Annotated in this window: 13 protein-coding genes and 1 pseudogene; 9 read left to right on the forward strand and 5 right to left on the reverse strand. The window is 68.1% G+C overall.

What is annotated here, in order from left to right; translation table 11 throughout:
* The 5 genes and pseudogenes from AC5P7R_RS00005 to AC5P7R_RS00025 form a co-directional block, all read left to right on the forward strand.
* Nucleotides 1-112: pseudogene (locus AC5P7R_RS00005) on the forward strand (IS110 family transposase); the annotation flags it as partial.
* Nucleotides 113-174: 62 nt separating this feature from the next.
* On the forward strand, nucleotides 175-1,461 hold the full coding sequence (locus tag AC5P7R_RS00010; RefSeq protein WP_227854352.1) for a DUF445 domain-containing protein: 1,287 nt from the start codon (nucleotides 175-177) through the stop codon (nucleotides 1,459-1,461).
* Between the two features lie 243 nt (nucleotides 1,462-1,704).
* On the forward strand, nucleotides 1,705-2,019 hold the full coding sequence (locus AC5P7R_RS00015; protein WP_021203544.1) for a DUF3649 domain-containing protein: 315 nt from the start codon (nucleotides 1,705-1,707) through the stop codon (nucleotides 2,017-2,019).
* Complete coding sequence (locus AC5P7R_RS00020; protein ID WP_180832768.1) at nucleotides 2,016-3,644, forward strand: PepSY-associated TM helix domain-containing protein; 1,629 nt, start codon at nucleotides 2,016-2,018, stop codon at nucleotides 3,642-3,644. Before AC5P7R_RS00015 ends, AC5P7R_RS00020 begins: the two co-directional genes overlap by 4 nt.
* A complete protein-coding gene (locus AC5P7R_RS00025) occupies nucleotides 3,641-3,970 on the forward strand; it encodes a DUF3325 domain-containing protein (protein WP_019659066.1) in 330 nt (109 codons plus the stop codon). The genes AC5P7R_RS00020 and AC5P7R_RS00025 overlap by 4 nt, the downstream gene beginning before the upstream one ends.
* Before the next feature lie 155 nt (nucleotides 3,971-4,125).
* Here the strand turns inward: AC5P7R_RS00025 and rlmKL are convergent, their stop codons facing one another.
* Together rlmKL and AC5P7R_RS00035 are read right to left on the reverse strand one after the other, a co-directional pair.
* On the reverse strand, nucleotides 4,126-6,264 hold the full coding sequence (gene rlmKL, locus AC5P7R_RS00030) for a bifunctional 23S rRNA (guanine(2069)-N(7))-methyltransferase RlmK/23S rRNA (guanine(2445)-N(2))-methyltransferase RlmL (protein WP_227854351.1): 2,139 nt from the start codon (nucleotides 6,262-6,264) through the stop codon (nucleotides 4,126-4,128).
* A gap of 145 nt (nucleotides 6,265-6,409) precedes the next feature.
* Nucleotides 6,410-6,937 carry an alpha/beta hydrolase gene (locus AC5P7R_RS00035; RefSeq protein ID WP_019659068.1) on the reverse strand — a complete coding sequence of 176 codons (528 nt, stop codon included), beginning with the start codon at nucleotides 6,935-6,937 and terminating at the stop codon, nucleotides 6,410-6,412.
* Nucleotides 6,938-7,009: 72 nt separating this feature from the next.
* Here AC5P7R_RS00035 and AC5P7R_RS00040 point away from each other — a divergent pair, with 72 nt between their 5' ends.
* Complete coding sequence (locus AC5P7R_RS00040) at nucleotides 7,010-7,576, forward strand: N-acetylmuramoyl-L-alanine amidase (protein WP_021203541.1); 567 nt, start codon at nucleotides 7,010-7,012, stop codon at nucleotides 7,574-7,576.
* A 443-nt stretch (nucleotides 7,577-8,019) separates the two neighbouring features.
* Here the strand turns inward: AC5P7R_RS00040 and AC5P7R_RS00045 are convergent, their stop codons facing one another.
* The 3 genes from AC5P7R_RS00045 to AC5P7R_RS00055 form a co-directional block, all read right to left on the reverse strand.
* Nucleotides 8,020-8,922 (reverse strand): sulfurtransferase, encoded by a 903-nt coding sequence (locus AC5P7R_RS00045; RefSeq protein ID WP_478436311.1) that lies wholly within the window; start codon nucleotides 8,920-8,922, stop codon nucleotides 8,020-8,022.
* Nucleotides 8,919-9,722 (reverse strand): CoA pyrophosphatase, encoded by an 804-nt coding sequence (locus tag AC5P7R_RS00050; RefSeq protein WP_058979482.1) that lies wholly within the window; start codon nucleotides 9,720-9,722, stop codon nucleotides 8,919-8,921. Before AC5P7R_RS00050 ends, AC5P7R_RS00045 begins: the two co-directional genes overlap by 4 nt.
* 177 nt (nucleotides 9,723-9,899) lie before the next feature.
* A complete protein-coding gene (locus tag AC5P7R_RS00055) occupies nucleotides 9,900-10,601 on the reverse strand; it encodes an FKBP-type peptidyl-prolyl cis-trans isomerase (RefSeq protein WP_019659072.1) in 702 nt (233 codons plus the stop codon).
* A gap of 168 nt (nucleotides 10,602-10,769) precedes the next feature.
* On the opposite strand from AC5P7R_RS00055, the gene AC5P7R_RS00060 reads away from it, so the two are divergent.
* The 3 genes from AC5P7R_RS00060 to nth are packed head-to-tail and all read left to right on the forward strand — an operon-like array spanning nucleotide 10,770 to nucleotide 12,599.
* Complete coding sequence (locus AC5P7R_RS00060) at nucleotides 10,770-11,552, forward strand: enoyl-CoA hydratase/isomerase family protein (RefSeq protein ID WP_134729477.1); 783 nt, start codon at nucleotides 10,770-10,772, stop codon at nucleotides 11,550-11,552.
* Between the two features lie 4 nt (nucleotides 11,553-11,556).
* Nucleotides 11,557-11,910 (forward strand): hypothetical protein, encoded by a 354-nt coding sequence (locus tag AC5P7R_RS00065; protein WP_005408795.1) that lies wholly within the window; start codon nucleotides 11,557-11,559, stop codon nucleotides 11,908-11,910.
* Nucleotides 11,910-12,599 (forward strand): endonuclease III, encoded by a 690-nt coding sequence (gene nth, locus AC5P7R_RS00070; RefSeq protein ID WP_021204114.1) that lies wholly within the window; start codon nucleotides 11,910-11,912, stop codon nucleotides 12,597-12,599. Before AC5P7R_RS00065 ends, nth begins: the two co-directional genes overlap by 1 nt.
* Nucleotides 12,600-12,714: the final 115 nt, after the last annotated feature.

Raw genomic sequence — 12,714 nt, forward strand, 5'->3', positions numbered from 1 at the left:
CAACATCCTGGCCAGAAAGCTGGCCAGGATCGCTTGGGGCGTCTTCAAGAGCGGCCGGGACTTTGACCCGGCCATGCTGAAAGTGGGTCAAGCCTGCTTCCAGCAGGCTTGACCACGAACATAGGATCTCGGCTCTACAGGCAGGCATCACCGGGCTGCGGTTAGACTCCTGCAATGACGCCTGCCCACGATCCGCGCCGCGCCCAGCTGCGGCGCCTGAAAGCCCTCGCACTGGGCCTGCTGCTGCTGATGCTGGTCGGTTTCGCGGTCAGCCACTGGCAGGGCGAACGCGGCATCTGGGCCTGGGTTTCGGCCTTCTGCGAAGCCGCAGCCGTGGGCGCGCTGGCCGACTGGTTCGCCGTGGTCGCGCTGTTCCGGCGGCCGATGGGCCTGCCGATTCCGCACACCGCGATCATCCCGCGCAGCAAGGAGCGCATCGGCGACAGCCTGGCGCTGTTCGTGCGCGACCAGTTCCTGGAGCCGGGGGTGCTGCTGGCCAAGCTGCAGGTGTTCGATCCGGCCAGCCGCCTCGGCAGCTGGCTGGCCGACCCGGCACGCTCGCGCATGCTGGCCGACATGGCCCGCGGCTGGGCGCTGCAGGCGCTGGATTTCTTCGACGAAACCGCCGTGCGCCGGCAGCTGCACGGCTTCGTGGTGCAGCAGTTGCGGCAGTGGAATGCCGCTGCCACTGCCGGTGAACTGCTGGCCCTGCTGACCGCCGATGGCCGCCATCAACGCGTGCTGGACGAGGGCCTGCAGCGCCTGGGCCGCTGGCTGGAACAGCCGGAGGTGAAGGAACGCGCCTCGCAGCTGATCGTGCGCTACATCCAGCGCGAATGGCCGACGCTGTCGAGCACGGTGAACTGGGTCAAGCCGATCGACGAGATCGGCGACAGCCTGGCCGAACGCCTGGCCCGCGCGGTGCTGGAAGAGCTGCAGCAGGTGCTGGCCGAGCCGCAGCATCCGCTGCGCCAGGACTACGAGACCTGGTTGCAGAACTACGTGCAGCGCCTGCGCGAGGATCCGGCGCTGGCCGAGCGCATCGAGCAGCTCAAGCAGGAAATGATCGACCACCCGGCCCTGCAGGAGTACGTGCAGGGGCTGTGGGCGCGCATCCACGCCAGCCTGCGGGCGGACCTGCAGCGCGAGGATTCGGCGCTGGTCGGCCACCTGCAGCGTAGCCTGGGTTCGCTCGGTGCCAGCCTGCAGGCCGACCCGGCGCTGCGCGAGGCACTGAACCAGCATCTGATGGAAGGTGCGCAGCGCCTGACCGGGCGCCTGCGCGAGGGCGTCACCACGCATATCGCGCAGACCGTGAAGGGCTGGGACGAGCTGCACCTGGTCGAACAGCTGGAACTGAGCGTGGGCCGTGACCTGCAGTTCATCCGCTTCAACGGCACCCTGGTCGGCGGGCTGATCGGCCTGCTGCTGCACGCGGCAACCGTGGTGTTCAGGTTCTAGCCGCCAGCGCTCCACGGCATCGTCATGCTTGATTCATGAAATGCGAATGCCTATCATTTACTGATCGGTTGTGCGCTTAGTCAGATGGCACGGAAACGTGCCCATCGCCCGTGTACATCCCCGCCTTCCGCGCTGACCGCCCGCGCGGGACGTGCCTCGTGTCGATGGGACACGCTGGGCAACATGCGCAGGGCGCAGGGGCCGCGGACGCATTCCATCCCTCCTCCAACCTGCAGGACCTCCTTGGACCGCTCGCCCGTAACCGCCAGCCCCCGCACCTTGTTCTCCAACCCGCGCTGGGGCGTGCTGTCACGCTCGTTGGCTGCGATCTTCGGTGGCTACGCGCTGGCCTCGATGACCAGTGTGTTCTGCGCAGTGGCGCTGCCCGGCGCGCGCGGCCAGACCGTGCTGACCGGCATGCTGCTGGCGATCCTGGTCGCCGCCTGCGCGGCGTTGTGGGCGTTCGCCACCCGCAGCGCGCTGCGTGCGTGGGTCGGCATTCTCGCTCCCGCCCTGCTGATGGCTGCCATCGCGCGCATGCTGGGGGCCTGGGCATGAAGAACGGATTCCGCCAGTCGATGGCCTGGCTGCACACCTGGACCGGCCTGCTGGTCGGCTGGTTGCTGCTGCTGATCTTCATGGCCGGCACCGCCAGCTATTACCGCGAGGAAATCAGCCGCTGGATGCGCCCGGAGCTGCCGTCCAGCAACGTCAGCATCGACGTGGCCGCGCAGCGCGCGGTGGCCTACCTGCAGGCCAATGCGAGCCACGCCGAGAACTGGTTCGTCACCCTGCCGCAGCCGCGCAACCCGGCCATGCAGATGTTCTGGCGGCTGCCACCGGAACTGGCCGACCCCAGCCGTGGCCGCCGCGGTGGCTTCGGCGACGCCACGCTGGACCCGAACAGCGGCCAGGCACTGAAGGCGCGCGAGACCCGTGGAGGCGACTTCTTCTACCGCCTGCACTTCGACCTGCACTACATCCCGGTGTACTGGGCGCGCTACCTGGTCGGGTTCTGCGCGATGTTCATGCTGGTGGCGATCATCACCGGCGTGATCACCCACAAGAAGATCTTCAAGGACTTCTTCACCTTCCGCAAGGACAAGGGCCTGCGCTCCTGGCTCGACTTCCACAACGTCAGCGCGGTGATGGCGCTGCCGTACCACGCGATGATCACCTACACCGGCATCGTCACCCTGATGATCATGTACCTGCCGTGGGGAGTGAAGGTCGCCTACCCCCAGGACGAGGACAAATTCATCAGCGAGGCTTTCGGCGGCCTTCCGGAAGTGACCTCGCCCGCCGAGGGCCGCGCCACGCCGCTGCCGATCGCACAGTTGCTGGACAGCGCACGCGCGCATTGGCACGGCGTGGAGGTGGCCGGTTTCACCGTGTCCAATCCGGGGGCGGCCAATGCGGTGATCGACATCCGCCAGCGCGATGGCAAGCGCCTGTCCATCGACACCCCGGCCGTGCGTTACGACATGGTCAGCGGTGCTCTGCTTGAGGAAACGCCGCCATCGGGCGGTGCCACCGCCACCCGTGGTGTGCTGTACGGCCTGCACCTGGCACGTTTTGCGGACTGGGGCCTGCGTGCACTGTTCTTCCTGTCCGGTCTGGTGGGCTGCCTGATGGTCGCCAGCGGCGTGGTGCTGTGGGCGGTGAAGGAACGACCGAAGCATGCGAAGAGTGGACGCACCGGCTTCGGCCTTCGCCTGGTCGATGCGCTCAACATCGGCACCGTGGCTGGCCTGCCGATCGCCTTCGCGGCGTACTTCTGGGGCAACCGCCTGCTGCCGCTGGACATCGCCGAGCGCGCGAGTGCGGAGGCCAACGTATTCTTCTACGCTTGGGCCGGCGCGCTGCTGGCCGCCTTCATCTGGCCGAAGCGAATGATGTGGGCGTGGCAGCTCTACCTGGGCGCGGCCGCGTTCGCACTGGTGCCGGTGGTCAATGCGTTGACCACGCATGCGCACCTGGGCAACACCCTGCGCAACGGCGACTGGGTACTGGCCGGCGTCGATCTTTCGATGATCGTCTTCGGCGCAATGCTGGCGATGTGCGGCTGGCGCATGCAGCGCTGGACGCCACCGCTGAGCGCGGCCGAGAAGAAGAAGCGTGCGGCGGCGGCTGCGGCGCCAGTGGCTGTGGTCGAAGCCGCCGAAGCGGAGGCCAGTGCATGATGCTGCTGGCGTTGACCCTGTCGTTTTCCGCGTTCACCGCGCTGTCGCTGGCGATGGAAAGACACCAGTACGACCTGCACGGCAAGGCTGCGGCCAGCCCGGCACGGCGCACGCAGTGGCGGGTGCTGGGCTGGGCCCTGCTGACGGTGGCGTTCGCGTTGTGCGTGGCCGATCACGGCTGGGCGATGGGCCCGGTGCTGTGGCTGGGCGCAATGACCATGTGCGGCGTGGCACTCTCGTTCGGGCTGTATCCGTACCGGCCGAAGTGGATCGCACCGCTGGCGATCACGCTGCCGGCGCTGGGGCTGGTGGTGGCGTTGCTGTAACCGCCATCCACGCATGGCGTGGATCTACTGAACAACCATCCAGGCGTGGCGTGGATCCACCGGCCAGACAGGGGTAGTGCCGGCCGCTGGCCGGCACCTCATGAACCCTTTGCGGATCTGACACCGTTGCCGGCCAGCGGCCGGCACTACCGGGCTTACCCCAGCCGCTTCAGTTCCCATGCGCGGTGGATGCGCGCGTTGCGCTCGAAATCCGGACCGATGGTGCGTGCGGTGATCTCGCGGCACTGGGCGAATTCGGCGATGGCGTTCTCTTCCAGCTTGAAGCGGCGGAAGTTGTTGGAGAAGTACAGCAAGCCACCCGGTGCCAGCCGGGCCACCGCCGCCCGCAGCAGCTTCACCTGTTCGCGCTGCACGTCGAAATCATCGGCGCGGGCGGAGTTGGAGAAAGTCGGTGGATCACAGAAGATCACGTCGTACTGGCCGCGGTCGCCTTCCAGCCAGGCCATCGCGTCGGCCTGGACCAGCAGGTGCTGGCTGCCCCCCTGCCCGTTCAGCGCAAGGTTGTCGTAGCACCACTGCAGGTAGGTGGCCGACAGGTCGACGCTGGTGGTGCTGGCGGCACCGGCCACGGCGGCCTGCACGCTGGCCACGCCGGTGTAGCAGAACAGGTTCAGGAAACGCTTGCCACGCACCTGCTCGGCCATCATCCGGCGCAGCGGGCGATGGTCAAGGAACAGGCCGGTGTCCAGGTAGTCGAACAGGTTCACCTGCAGCAGTGCATGGTTCTCGCGCACCACGATGAACTCGTCACGCTGCTCGAAGCGGCCGTACTTGCTGCCGCCCTTGCCGCGCTCGCGCGACTTCATCGACACCTGCTCCGGCGGAACGCCGAATACTTCGCGCGCGGCGGCCAGCAGCTCGTTGCGGCGGCGGCGCACGTCGTTCTCGGGAATCGCCGCCGGTGCCGCGTACTCCTGCACATGCAGGAAGGTGCGGCGCTTGCCCCCGTCTTCCTCGTAGACATCAATGGCCGCCGCGTACTCCGGCAGGTCGGCGTCGTAGGCGCGGAAGCAGGTGATGTCCTCGCGGGCACGCCAGCTCTTGAACTTCTTCAGGTTCTTGCGCAGCCGGTTGGCCACCATCTGCGCGCCTTCGCTCAGCTCGCGCGGCTGTGCCGGATCACGACCCGGCACGGCAATCGGATCGCAGACGATCAGCGCGCATTCCAGCGCACCGTTGAACATCTGGTACTTCTTGCTGGCGCGCAGGCCAGTGGCGAAGGCCAGCTCGTCATTGCCGCACAGCAGGCTGGCACGCCACTGCGGCACGGCCTTCTGCAGGGCATTGCCCAACGCGCGGTACAACGCCGGATCGGCAGCCAGGCGTTCGTCGTACGGCGGGTTACAGACCACCGCACCGATCTCCTGTTCGGGCGCGGCCAGGTCGGCGACATCGGCGCGGGTGAAGCGGATCGCGTGGGCGACGCCGGCAACCTCTGCATTCTCGCGGGCGGCCTGGATCGCGGCCGGGTCGATATCGCTGCCATGGATGACCGGCTTCAGCGCGGCCAGGCCGGCCGCTTCGCGCTCGCGTGCTTCGCTCTGGATGGACTTCCAGGCCGCCTTGTCGAAGCCCAGCCAACGGCTCGGCGGCAGGCTGCCATGCCGCATCAGGCCAGGGGCGACGTCGGCGGCCATCAGTGCACCTTCGATCAGCAGCGTGCCGCTGCCGCACATCGGGTCCAGCAGGCCGCCTCCGGCGGTGTGCAGGCGCGGCCACTGCGCGCGCAGCAGCAGCGCGGCGGCCAGGTTTTCCTTCAGCGGCGCCTCGTGGGCGGCACCGCGCCAGCCACGGCGATGCAGCGGGCCACCGCCGAGGTCGATCGACAGCGAAGCACGGCCCTTGCGCAGCGACAGGTTGACGCGCACATCGGGCAGGTCGGTGTTGACCGAGGGGCGTTCCAGGCCTTCATCACGCATCCGGTCGACGATGGCGTCCTTGATCCGCTGCGCGGCAAAGCGCGCATGGGTGATCTTGTCACCGGACACGTGTGCGTCCACCGCCAGGGTCATCTCCGGCGTGATGTGCTCGTGCCACGGCAGCGCACGCACGCCGTCATACAGAGCCTGCTCGTCCGGGCAGTCGAACTCGGCGATCGGCCACAGCACGCGGCTGGCCAGGCGCGACCACATCACGATCCGCAGCGCCTGCGCCAGTTCGCCCTCGGCGTTGACGCCGGCAATGGTGGCGGTGGCCTTGCCAAGGCCCAGGGCCGACAGTTCATCGGCAAGCAGGTATTCCAGGCCCTTGGCGCAGGAGACGAAGAATTTCACGGGGTCGGTTCGCAGGTGGTCGGGCGCGGCACAGGGGCCGGGCCGGTCGGAAAGGAGGGCCGTAGGCACGGCCGGCAGGCCCGCGCCGGGGGCGGCGGGGCTGCCATTGTAGTCAATGCGGGCAGGCGCGCCGTGCGCCCCGGCTTCACAGTTGCCGCAGCAGGCGCTCGAAGGCCTGCGCAGAGGCCTCCACGTGGCGCTCCAGGCGGTGGCCATCGTCAACCAGCAGCAACTGCGCCGAACGCGCCTGCGCCCAGGCAATCACGCCGGCAGCCGGTACCACGTCGTCATGCCAGGCCTGCACCACCGTGGTCGGCACCACAGCGGCGTCCAGCGCCGGCATCGGGCCCATGGTGGTCGGCGGCACCATCAGGAACAGGCCGGCTACCGGCACCTGCAGCGAGGCGATGGCGGAAATGTAGGCGCCCAGGCTGGAGCCGGCCAGTACCACCGGCCCCTGACGGGCAGCGATGGCGGCGCGTTCAACCAGACGGCGCAGGCGGGTCGGCACGTCGCCCACCCGGCTGACCTCGCTCATCGCGTCCAGATCGGTGTAGTCGGGGCGCTCGTGGGTCCAGCCCAGGCGTTGGGCCACCTCGGCCAGCGCGGTGACCTTGGTCGCCTCCGGGCCGCTTTCGAAGCCATGGGAGAGGATGCAGTGGCCGCGACTCATGCGCGTGCTCCGTGGGCGCGGGCCAACCAGGAAAGAGAAGGCAGGTTCATGCCGCAATGCTAGCATCGCCGGATGCCCAACCCGCTCCTGCCCGGCCTGCAGCTGCAGCCCCTGCCCTACCACGACCGACTGCCGCTGCGCGATCCGGCCACGCTGGAGATGGTGGTGATCCACTGCACCGAGCTGCCCGATCTGGCGACGGCCCGCGAGTACGGCGAGCGCGTGCTGTATGACAGCGGTGCCGGCAACAGCGGGCACTTCTACATCGACCGCGATGGCAGCGTGGTGCAGTACGTTGCGCCCGAACGCGTGGCCCACCACGTGCGCGGCATGAACGCGCATACGCTGGGCATCGAGCTGGTCAATACCGGGCGCTACCCGCACTGGTTCGACAGCCGTCACCAGGCGATGGACGAGGCCTACACCGAGGCGCAACTGAAAGCGCTGGAGCGGCTGCTGCAGGCGCTGGTGGTGCGCTATCCGTCGCTGCAGCGGATTGCCGGGCATGACCAGCTGGACCTGGAGCAGGTGCCGGCCAGCGATGATCCGACGCTGAGGGTGGCACGCAAACGCGACCCGGGCCCGTTGTTCCCTTGGGCGCGGGTGCTGGCGAAGGTGCCGCTGCAGCCGGTTGGGTAAGCGGCAGGGCTGCGCCCTGCACCTGCGGTAGTGCGGGCCGCTGGCCGGCAACAGCAGGCTATCCGTGGGATGGCAGGGTGGGCCCGGTTGCGGGGGACGCCGTAAATCCCCAGGCCGGCCCAGCCGCTGGCGGCTGTGCGTTCGGGCGCTCGCGAAGCAGTGCTTCGCAAGCAAAGCGCCCTCACCCCTGGGGGCTTGGCCGCGGCATCCATGCCGCGGACACCCGCAACCGCCCCCCCCGCCTTCGACAGATTTCTGCCGCTGTTGGTGGGTGCCGACCGTTGGTCGGCACGGAGTCGAATCGATCGGAGGGTGCCTTTGTAGAGTCGAGCCGCGCTCCATGACCTGCGGGCGCCGATGATTTGAAGGCATCGCCATGCGCGTGGAGCCGGCCGCTCGGCTCTGGAGAGGCTCCGCGCTCGACTGCTTTCTGCTCGGATCGCTCAGGCGCCGGTCGCCACCGGGCGGCTGCTGTCGCTCACCCAGCCGCTCCAGGAGTCGGCATAGATGCGCGCGCCGCTCAGTCCTGCGCTTTCCATCGCCAGCAGCAGGTGGCAGGCGGTCACGCCGGAGCCGCACATCAGCACCACCTGCTGCGGATCGCGGTTGCCGATCACGCCCTGCAATTCGGCGCGCAGTTCCTGTGCATCGCGCAGGCGGCCGTCGGCGACGTTCAACGCAAACGGGCGGTTGACCGCGCCGGGTACGTGGCCAGCGACCGGGTCCAGCGGCTCCACTTCGCCGCGGAAGCGTTCACCTGCGCGTGCGTCGACCAACCAGCCCGGTGCATGTTTCAGGCGCGCGGTGATTTCATCGGCGCTGGCGACCTGGGAGGTGTCGAAGCGGCCCGGGTAGGCAGGCAGCGCTGTCACTTCAGCCTGGCCGCTTTCCAACGCGTTACCGGCGGCCTGCCAGGCAGCGATGCCGCCGTCGAGCACAGCCACCTTGGTGTGCCCGATCAGGCGCAGCAGCCACCACAGGCGCGAGGCGGCCATGCTGCCGTCGCTGCCATCGTAGACCACCACCTGGGTGTCGAGGCCGATGCCCCACTGCCCCAGTTTCGCGGCAAAAGCATCGCTGTCGGGCAATGGATGGCGACCATGGCCGACGCGGCTGAGATCGGACAGATCACGGTTGAGATCGGCATGCACCGCAGTCGGTATGTGTCCTGCCAGGTACTGGCCGCCCGCAGCCTGCGGGTCGGCCAGCGAAGCACGCGCATCGACCACGCGCACGGCGGTACTGGCGGTGGCACGCGCGTCGACCACGCGTACGCCTTCGCCCAGTGCAGCGGCCAGGGTGTCGACATCGACCAGGGTGGTCCACGGCTGCTTGATCGGGTTCATTGCACTTGCTCCAGGCGGCGACGCAGGTTGTAGAGGATGGCCGCGGTCGCCCCCCAGATGCGCTGACCGGGCCAGCCATACTCAAGAACGTGGCGGATGCGGCCGCGATGATTGATTTCGACCTGGCGCAGGCTGTCAGGGGCCATCAGGTAGTCCAGCGGCACCTCGAACACTTCGGCCACTTCACTGGGCTGCGGCACCGGCACGAACTCCGGATCGACCACCGCCACCACCGGCGTGACCCGGTAGCCGGTGATCGTCACGAAGGGGTCGAGATAGCCAAGTGGCTGCACCTGGCCGGGCGCCAATGCGATTTCTTCCTGGCTCTCGCGCAGGGCGGCCGCCAGCGCGTCGCGGTCATCGGGTTCGGTGCGGCCACCGGGGAACCCGACCTGGCCACCATGGGTGCGCAGGGTTTCGGTGCGACGGGTGAGGATGACCTGCGCGCCGTTGGCGCGCGGCACGATGCCGGCCAGCACCGCCGCCTCCACAGGCGGCCCCGGTGGCAGCAGGTCGATCAGCTCGCTGCGGTTCCAGCCGTCGCCGGCCGGCGGTTCGGCCAAAGGATGCAACGCGCGCACCAAGCGCTCGTGGTCGGCCAGCGATCCGCGTAGCGATTGCTGCAATTGTGCACGCAACGGTTGCACGCGGTGCAGGATGCGGCTGCGTTCCTCGTTGTTCATTGACGACCACCGCGCGATTTCTTCGAGATGCCGCCCGCAGCCGGTGCATTGCCGGTCCGGATCCAGCGTGCACACTCCGATGCAGGGACTTGCGACAACACGCGCCGTTTCTTCCATTGTTTGCACCCGCCAACAGTAGCGCGATCGGGCTGAATTTGCGCGGGTGGCCCGGCCCAACGGAAGAGTCGACTGTCAGTCGACGCTCGCGCGCAGCGCAGGCGTTTCACCGCCAGGGGCTGCACAAACAGAAACGCGCCGGTGGGATCACCGGCGCGTTTCGTTTGCTGTTTCGATTTACTTGACGCTGACCAGCTTGATCTCGAACTGCACAGCCACGTTCGGCGGGAACGGGGTGCGCGGATCGGCACCGTAGGCCTGGTCCGGCGGCAGGGTGACTTCCCACTTCGAGCCGGCCGGCATCTGCAACAGGGTCTCGCGCATGGCCTTCATTTCGACGTCGCTGACCTTGATCGACGGGATCTGCTGGGCCGGGCGGGCTTCGGTCGGGCGCTGGCCGTACGGGAACGGACCGGCCACTTCCAGCTGCACGGTGCTGGCCTGGGTCGGCTTGGCACCCTTGCCGGCTTCGATCACGCGGTACTGGACGCCGCTCGGCAGCGACTGCACGCCGGCCTTGGCCTTGTTCGCCGCGATGAACTGATCGCTCTTGGTCTTGTTTTCGGCAGCAGCCTTCTCGTACTCGGCCTTGGCAGCCTGGGCACGGCCCTGCTCGCGCTTCTGGAACGCTTCAACGGCCGGCTTCAGCTGCTCGGCGGTGATCGCCGGCTGCTTCTTGGCGTAGGCATCCTGCAGGCCCTTCACCACCGAGTTGATGTCCAGCTGCTCACCACGACCGGTCAGCTCCGCCAGGTTGTTGCCGTAGTCGTAACCGAAGTAGTAGCTCAGCTTGCCCTTTTCGGACGAGACGTCCTGGGCGAAGGCATTGCCCGTCAGGGCCAGGGCCGCGACGGCGACCGCGATAGAACGCAACTTCATCAAACAGTTCTCCAGGGGTGGTAACTCAGGGACGTTCTGCGCCGCCCTGAGGCGACGGGTTAGGATAACGGGCGCAACGTGTAACCGCTACTCACGATGCAGGCTATGACCCGCCTGCGTTTGCAGAGTTCAATATCACTTTTTTTTAACGTTTCAGGAGTTTTCCCCGTGGCCGATGCTCTGATCGCTGTCTCCGACGACGGCGCCATCCGCACCGTGACCGTCCAGCGCCCGGACAAGCTCAACGCCCTCAACGCCGCGACCCTGCAGGCCCTTGCCGGCGCTTTCAGCGACGCCGCCGCCGATCCGGAGGTGCGCGTCGTGGTACTGACCGGGGCCGGTCCGAAGGCCTTCGTGGCTGGCGCCGACATCGCCGAGATGAACACACTCAGCGCGGTTCAGGGACGTGATTTCTCGCTGTTGGGCCAGGCCCTGATGCGCCAGATTGAACGGATGCCGAAGCCGGTCATCGCACGCGTGAATGGTTTCGCACTGGGCGGTGGGCTGGAACTGGCGATGGCCTGCCATCTGCGCATCGCCGCAAATACCGCCAAGGTCGGCCAACCGGAAATCAACCTCGGCCTGATCCCCGGCTTCGGCGGCAGCCAGCGCCTGCTGCGCCTGTGCGGCCGCGCCACCACCCTGGAGCTGTGCCTGCTGGGGGCGCCGATCACCGCCGCGCGTGCGCTCGAACTGGGCATCGTCAACGAAGTGGTGCCCGCCGACGCGCTGGACAATCGCGTGCAGGACATTGCCCGCCAGCTGGCACGCTCGGCCCCGCTGGCCCTGCGTGGCCTGCTCGATGCGGTGCACGTGGGCGGCGAATGCAGCCTGGACGCCGGGCTGGAGTACGAAAGCGCGCAGTTCGGCCTGCTGTTCGCCACCGAGGACATGCGCGAAGGCACCAGCGCCTTCCTGCAGCGCCGCCCGCCGGCGTTCCAGAACCGCTGACGCCATGGCTTCCCGACCCAATCCCGCGCAGTTGTTCGCCCGGGTCCAGGCAGACGATCTTGATGGCGCCCTGCAAGCCGGGCTGATGGACTATGTCGCCCGCGCTGACGACGCGCAGTTGCTGCCCGGCCACCCGGAACTCCCGCAGCGGTTGCAGCAGGCCCAGCAGCAGCTTCAGGCCGCCTGGGCGGCACGCGAACGCTACCGCGCCCGTGCGGTGCGACTGGCCCGCCGCGAAGCCGAACGCGACGCGCGGCGCACGCCCGCCCCGGCGCCGGACGTGAAGCCCGCCCTGCCCGCCGCGGCAGCCGCCATCCTCGCCCGGGCCAAGGCCCGCGCCAGCGGCAAGGAGCAGTAATGGCGACCACGAAGAAAACCGCACGCGCCCCGGCGCGGCGTGGCGGCACGATGCCGCGCGCCGACGTGGTGGAGATGTTCACCCGCCTGCGCGAACTCAACCCGCACCCGAAGACCGAACTGGAGTACAGCTCGCCGTTCGAGCTGCTGGTGGCGGTGGCGCTGTCGGCGCAGGCCACCGACGTCGGCGTCAACAAGGCCACGCGCCGATTGTTCCCGGTCGCCAACACCCCGGCAAAGATCCTTGCGCTCGGTGAGGACGGGCTGAAGCAGTACATCTCCACCATCGGGCTGTTCAATGCCAAGGCGAAGAACGTGATTGCCACCTGCGCGATCCTGCTGGAAAAGCATGGCGGTGAAGTGCCGCGCGATCGCGATGCGCTGGAAGCACTGCCGGGCGTGGGCCGCAAGACCGCCAACGTGGTGCTCAACACCGCCTTCGGCGAGCCGGTAATGGCGGTGGACACGCACATCTTCCGCGTCGCCAACCGTACCGGCCTGGCCCCGGGAAAGAATGTGCGCGAAGTGGAAGACAAGCTGGTGAAGGTGATCCCCGCCGAGTTCCTGCTCGACGCGCATCACTGGCTGATCCTGCACGGACGTTACGTGTGCAAGGCGCGCAAGCCGGATTGCCCGGGCTGCGTGATCGCCGACCTGTGCCGGTTCAAGGACAAGACCGCGGCCGAGTGACGGCCACATCCATGCAGGGCGTGGATCGACTGCAACCAAGGCGCAATCCGGGCGTCATACGCAAGCGGTTTCAATGGGAGGCCCTGCCGTGACGGGGCCTGCGGTGGATGTCTGC

The sequence above is a fragment of the Stenotrophomonas sp. YJH_SMC_27 genome, assembly GCF_059369815.1.